A 15418-nucleotide genomic window follows, 5' to 3' on the forward strand; every position below is an offset into this window, starting at 1 on the left:
TGGCGGTGGTGATCTGTCGTTTTTCGGCCTTTTAGGCGACCCAAAGCCGACTATTTACGGTGAAAGGTCTCCGATAACCCGGGAAAAGCGTCGTACCCGGCCGGTATGGTCTCCCGCGTGAGTGTCCTTGTGGCGGTGCGCACCTTCCCGGCGTTGACCGTCTCCACCCCGCGACTCCTGGTGCGTGCGCTGACCGGCGACGATGCCAAGGAGGTCGCACCCGTCTTCAGCGACCGGACGACCCGGCGCTGGCTCCCGTTCGGCGCCGAGTTCGCCCCGATAGACGGCCTCGACTGGTGCACCGACGACGCGCAGGAGCGACGCGACAGCGGCGCCGGCGACCACCTCGGCATCGTCCGCCGCGAGGACGACCGCCTGATCGGCAGCCTGTGGACCAAGCGCACCGACTGGGCCGGCCGGGTCACCGAGCTGTGCGTCGCGCTCGCCCCTGAGGCCCGTGGCTTCGGCCTGGCCGCGGAGGCGGTCATCGCGGTCTCGTTCGCCCTGATCGTGGAGCACGGCTTCCAGCGCCTCGAGTTCCGCGTCGCCCCCGGCAACGCGGCCGCCCGCCGCGTCGCGGAGAAGGCCGGCTTCAGCTACGAGGGCGTCCTCCGCAACGCCGGCGACGTCCAGGGCGCCCGCGCCGACCTGGAGATCTGGTCGCTGGTCGCCGCCGACCTCCGCTGACGGCGATTCCCACCCAACAGCAAGATCAACAGCAACGACTCTTCCCACTCTCGCCGTGGTCCGGCCCGCACGCTCCCGCGGGCTCCAAGCCCGCGGGCGGGCACGCCCAGATCTGCACGCGTGTGTCGTGGGCCGCGTCAACTGACGCGCCCTACAACGCGTCCTCGCGTGGTTGTCTCCCGGCCACAGCGGAACCGGCTCCTCCGGTGGCCGGAAGCGGAGCGCCAGCGGAGTCTTCCGACCACCGGAGGTTTGCCGCGGAGCGATTCTCTGCCCATTCGCGTGCGGCGGGTCTGGGGCCTGACGATCGAAGGCTGGCATCGAGGCCGGGAGTGTGGCGGTTTGTTCCGGCTGGTCGGCGGTCTCGCGGCACGCGAGGGCAGCACGACCATCGTCTAAGCGTCGGCCGGTCAGGGCGGCTGCGGTCCGGGCAGTCACGGTCCGGGCAGTCACGGTCAGGGCGGTCGCGGTCAGGGAGGCTGCGGTCAGGGAGGCTGCGGTCAGGATGGCTGCGGTCCGGGCGGCTGCGGTCAGGACGGTCGCGGTCAGGACGGTCGCGGTCAGGACGGCTGCGGTCTGGGTGGCTGTGGTCTGGGTGGTCGCAAGGGCCTGCACCGAGGGAGCGATGTGGCCCGGGAGGGCCGGTTGATCTTGGCCTGGGTGGTTGCAAGGACTGGCACCGAAGCCGAGAGCTTGCCGAAGCGCCAGTCGATCTTGGCTCTCGCGTGTTGCGGTGCCAGGGTCACGGCAGTTCGGGCGCTCCGCGCCGAGATGGGTTCGTTGTTCGGGATGTCGCGTCCATCTGGCGGGATGCAAGATCCTTGCGGCTCTGGTGGCCGTTATCGCGCTCGAATAAGGGCCACCAGAGCCGCAAGGATCTTGACGTAGGCCTTCCTTGACCCTTCGACGTCAGGATGAACGCACAGGCAGGGACTCATATAACGAAATATCGGGCGGGCAGCGCTCGGACCTGGGCACTGACCGGGGCCTCCACCTGACGCGGGTCGTGAGCGCCTGCTATGTCCTGACATATGCGGATCCGCTGTGGGTTTGCGTTCATGCCCGACCCTGAGATCTGCCGCAGTGCCACGACTGACCCCCACGCCTGCGGAACCCGCGGCCTCGGTGCCGGCTCTTGTTCCCGCCCAAGCCGCGGCTGCCTCGGTTCGCGGCTGCCTCGGTTCGCGGCTGCCTCGGTTCGCGGCTGCCTCGGTTCGCGGCTGCCTCGGTTCGCGGCTGCCTCGGTTAGCAGCTGCCTCGGTTCGCAGCCGCCTCGACCCACAGCCGCCTCGGACCGCAGCCGTCGAGACGACGGCCGTGCTGCTCGCCCTCGGCAACCGCGACGACCGACCGAAACCACTCACCACGCCCCAGCCCATTCGACCGTCGCTCCCCAGACGACCGGACGTGAAGGGGCAACAGCGTCGGGAGCATGCGGGCCGGGCCACGACGAGAGCGGGAGAATCTGCTCATGCGGTTCTGATGTCGGCTTTCAGGTCTGGATCAGGGCGTTTCCGGTCGGCTCGGGGCTCAGTAGGTTCTGCGGTAGGCCCGGTAGTCGCGGTAATCGCGGTATTCGCCTCTGGTCAGGCTTTTCGGCGGGGCGGCGAACTTTTCGATCGGCAGGTCGCGGACGGCGTCGCGAAGCGTTTCGGCGACCGCGACCCGTGGCTTGTAGCCGTTGTGGTCGCCGACGCGGTGTTGCGGGTTGTCGGGGTCGGAGAGGAACGAGGCCACGGCGAGCTGCGGTACGTATCCGACGAACCAGGACGCCTGGTAGTTGTCGGTGGTGCCGGTCTTGCCGGCTACCTGGCGCTTGACGGTGCGCTTGACGTCGGGCGCGGTCGACCACTCGCCGCAGCGGCCGCTCTCCGAGGAGCGGGTGGTGCACATGGCGGCCTCGGTCGCGGCGCGGGCCACGTCGGGCGGGATGGCCTGGTGGCAGCGGGGGGCGGCCACGTCGGTCCGGATGCCGCCGACGGTGTGGGTGGCGGCGGTGCCGTCCGGGTTGGTGACGGCGGTGACCGGGAGCGGCTCGCAGTATTTTCCGTCCGCGGCGACTGTGGCGAACGCGTTCGCCATCTCCAGCGGCGTGGTGTCAGCGACGCCGAGCGTGAACGATCCCCAGCCGCGGGCCCGTTCCGGGGATGCCTGGACGCGGTCGATCTCGGTGCGCCAGCGCAGGCCGAGGCGTTCGGCCATCCGGACTGCCTTCTGCGCGCCGACCTTCTGCTCCAGCTGCACGAAGTAGGTGTTGACGGACTGGCCGAAACCGGTCCACATGTTCTTCCGGCCGGTCTGGGTGGGGCTGGCGTTGCTCACGCACCACTTGGTGCCGCATTCGCGGGCGTCCCAGTCCGCGGCGTATTTCGTGCGGAGCTTCTGCGGGGAGTAGTAGCTGGTGCTCAGCGGCAGGCCATCCTCGAGCGCGGCCAGCATGGTGAACATCTTGAACGTGGAGCCCGCCTGGTATCCGGGCATGTCACCGCCGCCGAGCAGCGGATTCACCGTGTTCGGGTAGTTGCCGAGGATGCCCGAGCGGCGCATCCGCGAGTCGCTGTGCCGGCCGTTGTGCTTCTGGTCCAGCGAGTAGATCCGGTTGACGGCCATCGCGCGGACGTGGCCGGTGCCGGGTTCGACAGCGACCGTGCCGAGCGCGAACCGGCTGTCCGTCCTCTCCTTGTCCAGCACGTGCTGGAGTGTGCTCGCCTGGACCGCCGGGTCGAGCGTCGTGACCACGCGGTAGCCGCCGCGCCGCAGCCGGTCCAGCCGCTCGGCCGGGTCCGCGCCGAAAGCGTCCTGCTGCATCCACCAGTTCTTGAAGTAGTCGCAGTAGTAGCCCCAGTCGTTGGTCTCCGGCGCGACCGAGATGCAGTCGTTCGGCGGGTTGGTCAGCCGGAGCGCGATCGGCTCGGCCTTGACCGTCGCGGCGTCGCGTGCGGTGATCGAGCCCGCCTCGGCCATCCGGTCGATGACGTAGTTGCGGCGCTCGGTGGCGGCGTGCTGGTCGCTGCCGGCCGGGTCGTACGCGGACGGCGCCTTGACCAGCCCGGCGAGCGTGGCCGCCTCCGCCACGGTCAGGTCCTTCGGGCTCTTGGAGAAGAAGACCTCGGATGCGGCCGCGATCCCGTACGCGCGATGCCCGAAATAGGCCGAGTTGAGGTAGCCCTCCAGGATCTGCTCCTTGGACATCCGCTTCTCGATCTCCATCGCCAGGCTCATCTCGCGCAGCTTGCGCGCGGTGGTCTGCTCGGTCGCGGCGAGCGCCTGGGTGGGGGACTCGGCGCCGTCGCGCAGCGCCATCCGGACGTACTGCATGGTCAGCGTGGAGGCGCCCTGGGAGACGCCGCCGGCGCGCTGGTTCGCGACGAACGCCCGCGCCGCGCCCTTCATGTCGACGCCGTTGTGCTCGTAGAAGCGCGAGTCCTCGGCGGCGATGATCGCGTGCTTGACCGTGTCGGCGACGTCCGCGATCGCGACCGGCTTGCGGTGCTCCTCGTAGAACATGGTGAGCAGCGTTGTGCCGTCGTTCGCGTAGACGTAGCTGGTCTGGGCGCTGGGCGGGACTGTCAGTTCGCGGGGGAGCGCACGCACCTTCTGGATGCCGACCTTGGCGCCCAGCCCGGCGAGCGCGGCCAGCGGGTACGCCATCCCCGCCACGATCACCCCGACGATGATCCCGGTCCGAAGAAGTGCCGCGAGCCGGCTGAACGCCGAGGTGTCACGCTCCATACCTCAAAAGTAGGACATATTCGCTTATGTCCGGGTGGAAAGGACTGAACCGCTTCTCACATCTCGACTGGCGGTCTGTGAGGGCGCGGGAGGGGTCCCGCATGCTGTGGTGGACGCCTGCACATGGTCTAGGGAGTGTGGAGTTTGCTTGAGGAGCTCGGTCACCACGGTGACGCGGAGGTGGCGCCCGGACTGGTCGACCTGGCGGTGAACGTCCGCCGCGACCCGATGCCCGACTGGCTGTCCGGCCCGATCACGGCCTCGCTGACCGGCCTCGCCGCCTACCCCGACCCGGGCAGGGCCACCGCGGCGATCGCGGCCCGGCACGCCCGCCCGCCGGAAGAGGTGCTGCTCACCGCCGGCGCGGCCCAAGGCTTCGTGCTGCTCGCCCAGGCGCTGCGTGACGCCCGTTGCCCGGTCGTGGTGCATCCGCAGTTCACCGAGCCGGAGGCCGCGCTGCGCAGCGCCGGCCACGACGTACGGCGGGCGATCCTGACCGGCGACTTCACACTCGACTCGCTCACCCTGCCGGACGACGCGGACCTGGTCTTCATCGGCAACCCGACGAACCCGACCTCGGTGCTGCACCCGGCCGCACGCATCGCGGAGCTGGCCGCCCCCGGACGCGTGCTCGTCGTCGACGAGGCGTTCGCGGACAGCGCCCACCGGCCCGGCCTCGACCGGGAGCCGGAGTCGCTGGCGTCGCGGCGGGACCTGCCCGGACTTGTCGTGGTCCGCAGCCTCACCAAGACCTGGGGGCTGGCCGGACTGCGCATCGGGTACCTGCTCGGGCCGGCCGAGCTGATCGCCCGCTGCCGGGCCGTACAGCCGCTCTGGCCGGTCTCCACGCCCGCGCTCGCCGCCGCCGAGGCCTGCGCGTCACAGGTGGCCGTCGCCACCGAACGGGAGATCGCCGCCCGCCTTGCCGAGGACCGGGGATACCTTGTCCGCCGGCTGCGCGCACTGCCCGGCCTGACCGTGGCCGGCGAGCCGGAGAGCGCGTTCGTGCTGGTCCGGATCGCCGGCGCGGACAAGCTGCGGCTCGCGCTGCGAGAGGCAGGCTTCGCGGTACGGCGTGGCGACACATTTCCGGGGCTGGGCCCGGACCACCTACGCGTCGCGGTACGGGACACTGCGACCACTGACCGTTTCGCCGAGGCCCTCGGCGGACTGCTGGAAAGAGGCTGACCCATGCGGGACACGCTCGCCGCGCTGGACATCCCGGCGCTGGATGAGGAGGCCATGGCGGCCGCCCGGTCGCTGCACGGACGCCTGACCAAGCCCGCCGGCTCGCTCGGCACGCTTGAAGACCTGTCCGTCCGGCTCGCCGGGCTCGCCCGCACCTGCCCGCCGCCGCTGCCCACTCCGGCCGCGGTCGCGATCTTCGCCGGTGACCACGGCGTCCACGCCCAGGGCGTCACGCCGTGGCCGCAGGAGGTCACCGTGCAGATGGTGGCGAACTTCCTGGCCGGCGGCGCCGTGATCAACGCATTCGCGCGGGAGACCGGCGCCGGCGTGCACGTGGTCGACGTCGGCATCGCCACCACCCTCGATCCCGCGCCCGGCCTGATCTCCGCCAAGATCCGGCCCGGCACCGCGGACCTCGCGACCGGACCGGCGATGACCGAGGCCGAGGCGCGAGCTGCGATCGAGACCGGCCTCCGGACCGCGACGCAGCTGATCGACGGCGGCGCGAAGATCCTGGTTGCCGGCGACATGGGCATCGCGAACACCACGCCGGCCGCCGCGCTGATCGCGGCGCTGACCGGACGGGACCCGGCCTCGGTCACCGGCCGTGGCACAGGCATCGACGACCAGACCTTCGAGCGCAAGATCGCGGTGGTACGGGCCGCACTGCGCCGCCTGTCGGCAAGCACGGAGGCGGGCGTGCTTCGCACGGAGGCGAACGCGCCGCACGCGGGCGCGGATGTGCGGCCCGCCGTGGCAGACGGGCAGCCCGCTGTAGCGGATGTGCGGCCCGCCGTGTCAGATGTGCGGCCCACTGTGGCGGATGTGCTGCGCGTGGTTGCGGAGGTCGGCGGCCTGGAGCATGCGGCGATCGCCGGGTTCATTCTCGGGGCGGCAGCGCACCGCGTACCCCTGGTGGTCGATGGTGTGAACGCCGCCGCCGGCGCGTTGATCGCGGCGGCCCTGCACCCCCGCGTGACCGGCGCGCTGATCGCCGGACACCGGTCGGTCGAGCCCGGCGCCACCGCGGCGCTCGCCCACCTCGGCCTCGAACCCCTCATCGACCTCGGGATGCGACTCGGCGAAGGCACCGGCGCGGTGCTCGCGCTGCCGATCGTCTCCGGCGCCGTCCGCGTGCTGCACGAGGTCGCCACCTTCGACTCCGCCGGAGTGTCCGAGAAGTGACCGAACTCTATCCCCTCGCGCTGCGCCTGACCGACCGCAAGGTCCTCGTCGTCGGTGGCGGCGCGGTCGCCACCCGCCGGGTCCCTGCGCTGTTGTCCGTGGGCGCCCGGGTGCTGCTCGTCTCCCCGGAACTCACGCCCGCACTTCAATCGCTTGTCGACGCGGGCCGGCTCACTTGGGTCGCCCGCCGTTTCCAGCCGGTGGACGTCGATGAGGCCTGGCTTGTGCAGGTCGCGATCGACGACGACGACGCCGCGGCCGAGGTCAGCGCGGCCGCGCTGGAACGCCGCGTCTTCTGCGTCCGCGCCGACGACCGGGACGCGGCCACCGCCTGGACGCCTGCCGTCACCCGGCACGGCCCGCTCACCGTGGCCGTCACCGCCGGCGGCGACCCGCATCGCGCGCAGGTGGTCCGCGACGCGATCCGGGACGGGCTCTCCGATGGCACGCTGCCCGGCTGCCACGTGCCGGACGCGCCGGCCGGCTTCAGTGGCGCCGCACCCCAGGTGCCGGCCGCGCCGGGCCGGGTGGTGCTGGTCGGGGCCGGTCCCGGCGACCCCGAGCTGATCACGGTCAAGGGCCGGCGGCTGCTCGCGGCCGCGGACGTGGTGGTCGCGGATCGCCTGGTGCCCGGCCTGCTCCTCGACGAGCTGCGCCCCGAGGTGGAACTCGTCGACGCCTCCAAGATCCCCTATGGCCCGTCGAAGGCGCAGGAGGAGATCAACCGGATCATCGTGGACCGGGCCCGCGCGGGCGCGTTCGTGGTACGGCTCAAGGGCGGCGACCCGTACGTCTTCGGGCGCGGCGGCGAAGAGGCGATCGCCTGCGCCGAAGCCGGCATCCCGGTCACCGTCGTCCCGGGCGTGACCAGCTCGATCGCCGCAGCCGCCGTGGCCGGCATCCCGGTGACCCACCGCGGCGTCGCGCACGAGTTCACAGTGGTTTCCGGCCACGTCGCTCCGGACGACCCGAGTTCGCTTGTCGACTGGCCGTCGCTTGCCGGCATGCGCGGCACCGTGGTGATCCTGATGGGCCTGAAGAACCTGCCGAAGATCGCGGCCACCCTGCTTGCCAACGGCCGGCCCGCGGAGACGCCCGCGGCCGTCGTCCAGGAGGGCACCACCGGCGAACAGCGGGTGGTACGCGCCACCCTCGGCGACGTCGTCGAGAAGACCGCGGCGGCCGGCCTCCGCCCACCCGCGATCGTGGTCGTCGGCGACGTGGTCAACGCACTCAGCGCGGTGCCGATCCCTTAAGCACGTGCCCTTCCGCGCATGATCCGTCGGCCGGCATGGCCTCCGTGCCGGCTGACGCGTATCTCGGCGGAATGATGCCGGCGGATGAAAAACCGGTCGCCGCGGGAGAACCGCGGCGACCGGTGACACGCGTGAAACGGTTAAACGGCGCTCAGGCCGGGGTGAGGACGTTGTTGAGGAGGAGGGCGCAGCGGACCAGGCCGAGGTGGCTGTAGGCCTGCGGGTGGTTGCCGAGGCCGCGTTCGGCCATCGGGTCGTACTGTTCGGGCAGCAGGCCGGTCGGGCCCGCGGTGTCAAGCATCTGCGTGAAGAGTTCCTCGGCGTCGGCGCGTCGGCCGGTGCGGAGGTAGGCCTCGATGAGCCAGGCCGTGCAGATGTGGAAGCCGCCCTCGCGGCCGGGGAGGCCGTCGTCCCAGCGGTAGCGGTAGACGACCGGTCCGGACCGCAGATCGGCCTCGATCTTCAGCACGGTGGCCAGGAAGCGTGGGTCGTCGTCGGGAAGCAGGCCGGAGAGGCCGATCCAGAGCGACGACGCGTCCATGTCCTCGTCGCCGTACGCGACCGAATAGGCCCCGACGCCCTCGTGCCAGCCGTGTTCGAGCACGTCGGCGCCGATCTTGTCGCGCAGCTCCGCCCAGTCCGTGAAGGACCGGCCGTTGCCGTGCCGCTCGACCATTTTTACCGCGCGGTCGACGGTCATCCAGCACATGACCTTGGAGAACACGTGGTGGCGCGGCGCGAGCCGGGCCTCCCAGATGCCGTGGTCGGGCTCGTGCCAGCGGCGTTCGACGGCCTGGACCATTGACTCCAGCAGGCCCCACTCCTCGTCGCGGACGGAACCGCGCGCGTCGGCGACGGCCGCGATCAGGTCCGCGACCGGGCCGAAGATGTCCAGCTGGAGCTGGTGGTTGGCGAGGTTGCCGACGCGCACCGGGCGGGAACCGGCGTACCCGGGAAGGGTGTCGATCACCGCTTCGGCGCCCAGCTCGTACCCCTCGATTGTGTAAAGGGGGTGAAGCCTTTCGGGGTGGCCGCCGCTGCGCTCGACGCACCCGTCGACCCAGCGCAGGTACGCCTCGGCCTCGGTGAGCGAGCCCAGGTCGACCAGGGCGCGGGCGGTCATCGCGGCGTCGCGAAGCCAGCAGTAGCGGTAGTCCCAGTTGCGGACGCCGCCGACCTCCTCGGGCAGGGAGGTGGTCGCCGCGGCCAGGATCGCGCCGGTGGCCTCGTGGGTGAGGCCGCGCATGGTGAGCGCGCTGCGCAGCACCAGGTCCCGCGCGACGGTGGGCAGCTTCAGGCCGGCTGCCCACTCACGCCACGGGCGTTCCGCGTTCTCCTGGCGGGTCTTCGCGCCGATTCCGCTGTGGCCGAGGTCGTGCGAACCGAACCGCAGTTCAAGCGACACCTCGCCGCCGGCCGCGGTCAGGTCGACAAGCGCGCGTGCGGTGTCCCGGTCGCCGTCGGACTCGACCTCCCAGGTGACGCCGGGGGAGTAGAGCGCGACAGGCTCGTTGGAGCCGAGCACCAGCAGGCCGTCACCGGTCGGCTGGAGCTGCACCGCGACCTGGCCGAACTCGGGGCGCGGCGCGAACTCGAGCCGCACCCGGCCGTGGCCGGAGAGCACCCGGATGAGCGTCGAGTCGGCGGTTGCGACAGTCAACTCGCTGGTCTCGTCCTCGTGCACGCTGGTGTCCAGCCAGTCCGTGACGGTCAGCCCGGACCAGCGGGTCTCGACGGTCATGGTGCCGGGCCGGTAGCGCTGGCCGAGCGGGATGCCGCCGCGTTCCGGCGCGACCGAGAAGAAGCCGGCCGGGTTGCCGCCGAGCAGATCCGCGAAGATCGCGGACGCGTCCGGCCGCGGGTGGCAGAGCCAGGTGAGCTTCGCCTCCGGCGTGATCAACGCGACGGTACGCCGGTTGGACAGCATGGAGTGCCGCTCGATCGGCACCGCATGCTCGCCGAAGAGCCAGTTGCGCCGCGTCTGCAGGACCAGCGCGAGCAGGCGCGCGGCCTCGATCGGCTCGCTGACCCGGAAGCCGGCCTTGGTGTCGCCGCCGCCGATCTTGATGCCGACGTCCGGCCCGTGCAGCGTGCCGAACGCGTCCTCGTCGGTGACGTCGTCGCCGATGTAGAGGACCGCGCTTGCGGAGAGCTGGCTGCGCAACTGGTCGATTGCGGTGCCCTTGTGCGTCGTGACGACGGAGAGCTCCAGCACCTCCTTGCCGCGCTTGACGTAGACGCCGGGCCAGCTGGCCGGTCCGGCCTCGATCGCGTCGACGACCTGGCGGGCCACGATCGGCTCGGCGCCGCGGTAGTGCACCGCGATGCTTGCCGGCTTGGCCTCCAGGCGCACGCCGGCGCGTCCGCCGACGATGCCGCGGATCTCCATCTGCAGGCGCGTGCGCACCTCGATCAGCTCGGGGTCGAGCCGCTCCAGGAAGCCGACGTCGAACTCGGAGCCGTGGCTTCCGACGAGGTGGACCTCGCTTGGCAGCCGGGAGAGCGTCGCCAGGTCGCGCAGCGCGCGGCCGGACACGACCGCCACTGTGGTCTGCGGCAGCGCGGCGAGCGCGCGGATCGCTGCGACCGACTCCGGCAGCGGCACGGCCCGGGAGTGGTCCTCCACGATCGGGGCGAGCGTGCCGTCGTAGTCGCAGGCGACGAGTAGATTCGGGACCCGGGCGATGCGGCCGATGGCGGCGCGCAGCTCCGGGTCGATGTGTGCGCCCCGAAGGTCGAGGTCGAGCGGAGATGTCACGCCGCCTCCGGAACGCCGAGCTCGTTCAGGAACGAGCGAGCCCAGTGCTCGACATCATGGGTACGCAGGTGGCGCTGCATGACGCGCATCCGGCGACGGGCCTCGGCAGGCTCGATGTGGGTGGCGCGCAGCAGTACCTCCTTGACGCCCTCGGGGTCGTGTGGGTTGCACAGAAACGCTTGACGCAGCTCGGTCGCGGCACCCGCGAACTCGCTGAGCACCAACGCGCCACCGGTGTCGGCGCGCGATGCGACGTACTCCTTGGCCACCAGATTCATTCCGTCTCGCAGTGGGGTCACCATCATGACGTCGGCCGCGGCGTAGAGCGCGGCCAACTCGGTGCGACTGTACGACTGGTGCAGATAGTGCACGGCGGGGACGCCCACCCGCCCGAACTCGCCGTTGATCCGCCCGACCTCGCGTTCAACCTTGACCCGCAACGCCTGGTAGTGCTCCACTCGCTCACGGCTGGGCGTGGCGACCTGCACCATGACCGCTTCCGGAACTGTCAGCTTTCCGTCAGCGAGCAGTTCGCGGAAGGCCTTGAGCCGCAGCTCGATGCCCTTGGTGTAGTCCAGCCGGTCCACGCCCAGGATGATCGTCTTGGGGTTTCCCAGCTCGCCGCGGATCTCCTTGGCACGGGCCTGGATCGCCGGGTCGGCGGCCAGCCGCTCCATCTCGGCCGTGTCGATCGAGATCGGGAACGCGCCGGCCTTCACCTGGCGGCCGTCGACCTGGATCATCTGGCCCTCGTAGCGCAGGCCGAGCAGGTGCCGGGCGAGGCGGACGAAGTTCTGTGCGGCGAGCCGCTGCTGGAAGCCGATCAGGTCCGCGCCGAGCAGACCCCGCAGGATCTCGGTGCGGAACGGCATCTGCATGAACAGCTCGATCGGCGGGAACGGGATGTGCAGGAAGAAGCCGATCTTCAGGTCCGGGCGCAGCTCGCGCAGCATGGCCGGGACCAGCTGCAGCTGATAGTCCTGCACCCAGACGACCGCGCCCTCCGCCGCCACCTCGGCCGCGGCCTCGGCGAACCGCTGGTTGACGGTCCGGTAGGTCTCGCGCCAGCTCCGCTTGTAGGCCGGCGTCTCGACCGCGTCGTGATAGAGCGGCCAGATGGTCGCGTTCGACTGGCCCTCGTAGTAGCGCTCCAGCTCCTGCGCGCTCAGCGGCACGGGGTGGATGTTTATGCCCTCGAGTTCGAAGGGATCGGGTGCATCGCCGGTGCCACCGGCCCAGCCGATCCAGGTGCCGCGCTCGCGGACGAGCACAGGGTGAAGCGCGGTGACCAGTCCGCCGGGGCTTGGCCGCCACTGGCGCCCCTCCGGGGTGGTCACCTCGTCCACGGGCAAGCGGTTGGCGACGACGACGAAGGAACTACGCTCGGCCACGTTCCGTACACCTCCGGTGTATTGCGGGTCCCGGCGCAGAGCCTACTGTTCGGTCGTTTACAGCTGGTGTCGCCGGTCAAACCGTGGAATGCCACACAGTGAGGTAGTCGAAACGCTCAGGTGACAAGACCAACATCAACACCCTTTCACGCGGTACGGCTCAGAGCTCGATGATCGGCCACTCCTTCGGCAGGATCCGGGTGGCGATGTCCCGATGGGCCGTGACCAGCGGCGCATGCCGGGACGCGGCCTCCAGTAGTGCGTGTGCCAGGTCGGGCTCCTCCACCACCCGGCTCCAGCCGCCAAGCACCGGAGCATCGTCCGGCACGACGGGGGTGACAAGCGCCGCAGGCAGGTTCATCAGGATGTCGAGGCGGAGCGCCTGCTCGGGCGTCGCGTCGCGGTAGGCGGCGGCCAGGCAGAGCGCCGGCACGACCGCCCACTGGGAGCGCAGCGCGGCCCCGGCGAGCAGGCTGCCCACCTCGATCGACTCGCCCCCCATGTAGGCGGTGACCGCGCTGGTGTCCAGGACCGCGGCCACCACGGGGGAGGAGTGGGTCACGGCAGCTCGCCGCGGCGCGCACCGGCCAGCAGGTCGTCGGCCTGGCGGCGGAGATCGACAGTCATCTGCCGCTGCGCGTCGTGCAGCCTGCCGAAGCCGGCCTCGGCGTGGCCGACGGTCAGCTCGTAGCCGGCCTGGCCGAGCAGCTCGATCGTGCGCTCACGGTCCATCTGGCGGCGGATCGCCATCGCAACGAAGGCTGACACGTTCGTCTCCCGGGCCAGCCGGTCGGCGATGTCATCGGGCATGCTTACGGTCAGTTTCTTGGTCATACCGGTGAGGGTAGGTGGTCATACCGGGGTTTGGCAACAGGGATGCAGGGGGGTGCGCACGCCTGGTGGCCGACCTGTCAGGATTGACTGTGTTGTTCGCTGCCCTCTGGCAGATGCCGGCCCGGCCCCGCCGGATGACTGACCCGCCGGATATTCACCACAGACTCGGAGGTAGGGCGCACCGTGGCCCAGTACATCTACGTCCTGGAAAAGGCGCGTAAGGCGCACGGCGACAAGGTCGTGCTCGACAACGTGACGCTGAGCTTCCTGCCCGGTGCCAAGATCGGTGTGGTCGGCCCCAACGGCGCCGGTAAGTCCAGCCTGCTGAAGATCATGGCCGGGCTCGACCGGCCCAGCAACGGCGAGGCCCGCCTGATGCCCGGCTTCACTGTCGGCATGCTGGCGCAGGAGCCGCCGCTGAACGACTCCAAGACCGTCCTCGGCAACATCGAGGAGGCGGTCGCGGGGACCAAGGAGAAGCTCGCCCGGTTCAACGCGATCGCCGAGGAGATGGCGACGAACTACACCGACGAGCTGATGGAGGAGATGGGCAAGCTCCAGGAGGAGCTGGACCACGCGGACGCGTGGGACATCGACGCCCAGCTCCAGCTCGCGATGGACGCGCTGCGCTGCCCGCCGCCGGACGCGGACGTCACCCAGCTCTCCGGTGGTGAGCGCCGCCGCGTCGCGCTGTGCAAGCTGCTGCTCGAGGCGCCCGACCTGCTGCTGCTCGACGAGCCCACCAACCACCTGGACGCGGAGAGCGTGCAGTGGCTGGAGCAGCACCTGGCGAAGTACGCCGGCACCGTCCTGGCCATCACCCACGACCGGTACTTCCTGGACAACGTGGCCGGCTGGATCCTGGAGCTGGACCGCGGCCGCGCGATCGGCTACGAGGGCAACTACTCCACCTACCTGGAGAAGAAGGCCGCGCGTCTGTCGATCGAGGGCCGCAAGGACGCGAAGATGCGCAAGCGTCTGTCCGAGGAGCTGGAGTGGGTCCGCTCCAACGCGAAGGCCCGCCAGACCAAGTCGCGCTCCCGCCTGGACCGTTACGAGGAGATGGCCGCCGAGGCGGAGAAGACCCGCAAGCTCGACTTCGAGGAGATCCAGATCCCGCCGGGCCCGCGCCTGGGCAACACGGTGATCGAGGTCAACGGCCTGAAGAAGGGCTTCGACGGTCGTACGCTGATCGACAACCTGTCGTTCTCGCTGCCGCGCAACGGCATCGTCGGCATCATCGGCCCGAACGGCGTCGGCAAGACCACGCTGTTCAAGACGATCGTCGGGCTGGAGCAGCCGGACGACGGCGCCGTGAAGATCGGCGAGACGGTCAAGCTCTCCTACGTCGACCAGAACAGGTCCGGCCTGGACGGCGACAAGACGCTCTGGGAGGTCGTCTCCGACGGCCTGGACCACATGATGGTCGGCAAGGTCGAGATGCCGTCCCGCGCCTACGTGGCCGCCTTCGGCTTCAAGGGCCCGGACCAGCAGAAGGCCACCAAGATCCTTTCCGGCGGTGAGCGCAACCGGCTGAACCTCGCGCTGACGCTGAAGATCGGCGGCAACGTGATCCTGCTGGACGAGCCGACGAACGACCTGGACGTCGAGACGCTCTCCAGCCTGGAGAACGCGCTTCTGGAGTTCCCCGGCTGCGCCGTGGTCATCTCCCACGACCGGATGTTCCTGGACCGCGTCGCCACCCACATCCTCGCCTGGGAGGGCGACGACGAGGACTCGGCGAAGTGGTTCTGGTTCGAGGGGAACTTCGACGCCTACGAGAAGAACAAGGTCGACCGGCTCGGCGCCGACGCCGCCCGTCCGCACGCGGTGACCTACCGCAAGCTGACCCGCGACTGAGACCGCCCGTCGAGGGCGCCCGGCGGTTGCCGGGCGCCCTCTTCCATAGAACGGGGGCACCGCGTGCGCTTCGTCCATCACTGCGCGCTCCGCTGGTCGGACATGGACTCGTACGGCCACGTCAACAACACGCGCTTCCTGACGCTCTACGAGGAGGCCCGGGTCGCGCTGATCTACGCCCTGGCCAAGGAGCGCGGCGGCCCGTCCCTTGTCGACGAGGGCGTGGTCATCTCCCGCCACGAGATCGACTACCTGCGTCCGGTGGTCTACCGCACGGACGCGTCCACCGAGCCGCCCCCGCCGCCGCACGTGCGGATCGAGCTGTGGATCGAGAACATCCGCGGCGCGCAGTTCACAGTGGTCTACGAGCTGTTCGACGGTGACCGGCTGGCCAGCCGCGCGCGTACCGTGTGCGTGCTGTTCGACCTGGCCGCGCAGCGCCCGCGCCGGATGCGGCCGGACGAGCGCGACTTCCTCGGCCGGTACCTGCCGGTGCCTGCGGTGAACGGCGCCGGGTCGTGACCGCG

The 15418-nt window shown here is 70.6% G+C and carries 11 protein-coding genes; 6 read left to right on the forward strand and 5 right to left on the reverse strand.

Translation table 11 applies throughout. From position 1 onward, the window contains the following. The first annotated feature begins 117 nt into the window (after window positions 1–117). Window positions 118–687: a GNAT family N-acetyltransferase gene (locus ACIA8K_RS11310; protein ID WP_396057474.1), complete on the forward strand. Its 570-nt coding sequence runs from the start codon at window positions 118–120 to the stop codon at window positions 685–687. Between the two features lie 1530 nt (window positions 688–2217). Here ACIA8K_RS11310 and ACIA8K_RS11315 read toward each other — a convergent pair. Further along, the gene (locus ACIA8K_RS11315) at window positions 2218–4419 is read right to left on the reverse strand and encodes a transglycosylase domain-containing protein (RefSeq protein ID WP_396057476.1); all 2202 of its coding nucleotides are present in this window, start codon (window positions 4417–4419) and stop codon (window positions 2218–2220) included. A 144-nt stretch (window positions 4420–4563) separates the two neighbouring features. Between ACIA8K_RS11315 and cobC the strand changes: the two genes are divergently transcribed. Genes cobC through cobA form a run of 3 tightly spaced genes read left to right on the forward strand, consistent with a single transcriptional unit; the run spans window position 4564 to window position 8048 of the window. Further along, a complete protein-coding gene (gene cobC / locus ACIA8K_RS11320) occupies window positions 4564–5607 on the forward strand; it encodes an Rv2231c family pyridoxal phosphate-dependent protein CobC (protein ID WP_396057478.1) in 1044 nt (347 codons plus the stop codon). 54 nt (window positions 5608–5661) lie between these two features. After that, the gene (locus ACIA8K_RS11325; protein WP_396057648.1) at window positions 5662–6792 is read left to right on the forward strand and encodes a nicotinate-nucleotide--dimethylbenzimidazole phosphoribosyltransferase; all 1131 of its coding nucleotides are present in this window, start codon (window positions 5662–5664) and stop codon (window positions 6790–6792) included. Next, entirely contained in the window at window positions 6789–8048 is a 1260-nt protein-coding gene (gene cobA, locus ACIA8K_RS11330) for a uroporphyrinogen-III C-methyltransferase (RefSeq protein ID WP_396057480.1), read from the forward strand. Before ACIA8K_RS11325 ends, cobA begins: the two co-directional genes overlap by 4 nt. A 151-nt stretch (window positions 8049–8199) precedes the next feature. Here the strand turns inward: cobA and otsB are convergent, their stop codons facing one another. From otsB to ACIA8K_RS11350, 4 genes are all read right to left on the reverse strand, one after another. Next, the gene (gene otsB, locus ACIA8K_RS11335) at window positions 8200–10806 is read right to left on the reverse strand and encodes a trehalose-phosphatase (RefSeq protein WP_396057482.1); all 2607 of its coding nucleotides are present in this window, start codon (window positions 10804–10806) and stop codon (window positions 8200–8202) included. Then, window positions 10803–12197: a trehalose-6-phosphate synthase gene (locus tag ACIA8K_RS11340; protein WP_396057484.1), complete on the reverse strand. Its 1395-nt coding sequence runs from the start codon at window positions 12195–12197 to the stop codon at window positions 10803–10805. Before ACIA8K_RS11340 ends, otsB begins: the two co-directional genes overlap by 4 nt. Window positions 12198–12357: 160 nt before the next feature. After that, on the reverse strand, window positions 12358–12759 hold the full coding sequence (locus ACIA8K_RS11345) for a hypothetical protein (RefSeq protein ID WP_396057486.1): 402 nt from the start codon (window positions 12757–12759) through the stop codon (window positions 12358–12360). Next, the gene (locus ACIA8K_RS11350) at window positions 12756–13031 is read right to left on the reverse strand and encodes a hypothetical protein (protein ID WP_396057489.1); all 276 of its coding nucleotides are present in this window, start codon (window positions 13029–13031) and stop codon (window positions 12756–12758) included. Before ACIA8K_RS11350 ends, ACIA8K_RS11345 begins: the two co-directional genes overlap by 4 nt. A 183-nt stretch (window positions 13032–13214) precedes the next feature. Between ACIA8K_RS11350 and ettA the strand changes: the two genes are divergently transcribed. Both ettA and ACIA8K_RS11360 read left to right on the forward strand, forming a co-directional pair. Continuing rightward, window positions 13215–14891 (forward strand): energy-dependent translational throttle protein EttA, encoded by a 1677-nt coding sequence (ettA, locus tag ACIA8K_RS11355; RefSeq protein WP_396057491.1) that lies wholly within the window; start codon window positions 13215–13217, stop codon window positions 14889–14891. 102 nt (window positions 14892–14993) lie between these two features. Further along, entirely contained in the window at window positions 14994–15413 is a 420-nt protein-coding gene (locus tag ACIA8K_RS11360; RefSeq protein ID WP_396057650.1) for an acyl-CoA thioesterase, read from the forward strand. Window positions 15414–15418: the final 5 nt, after the last annotated feature.

It is taken from the genome of Catenuloplanes sp. NPDC051500, assembly GCF_044454585.1.
Taxonomy (GTDB): domain Bacteria; phylum Actinomycetota; class Actinomycetes; order Mycobacteriales; family Micromonosporaceae; genus Catenuloplanes.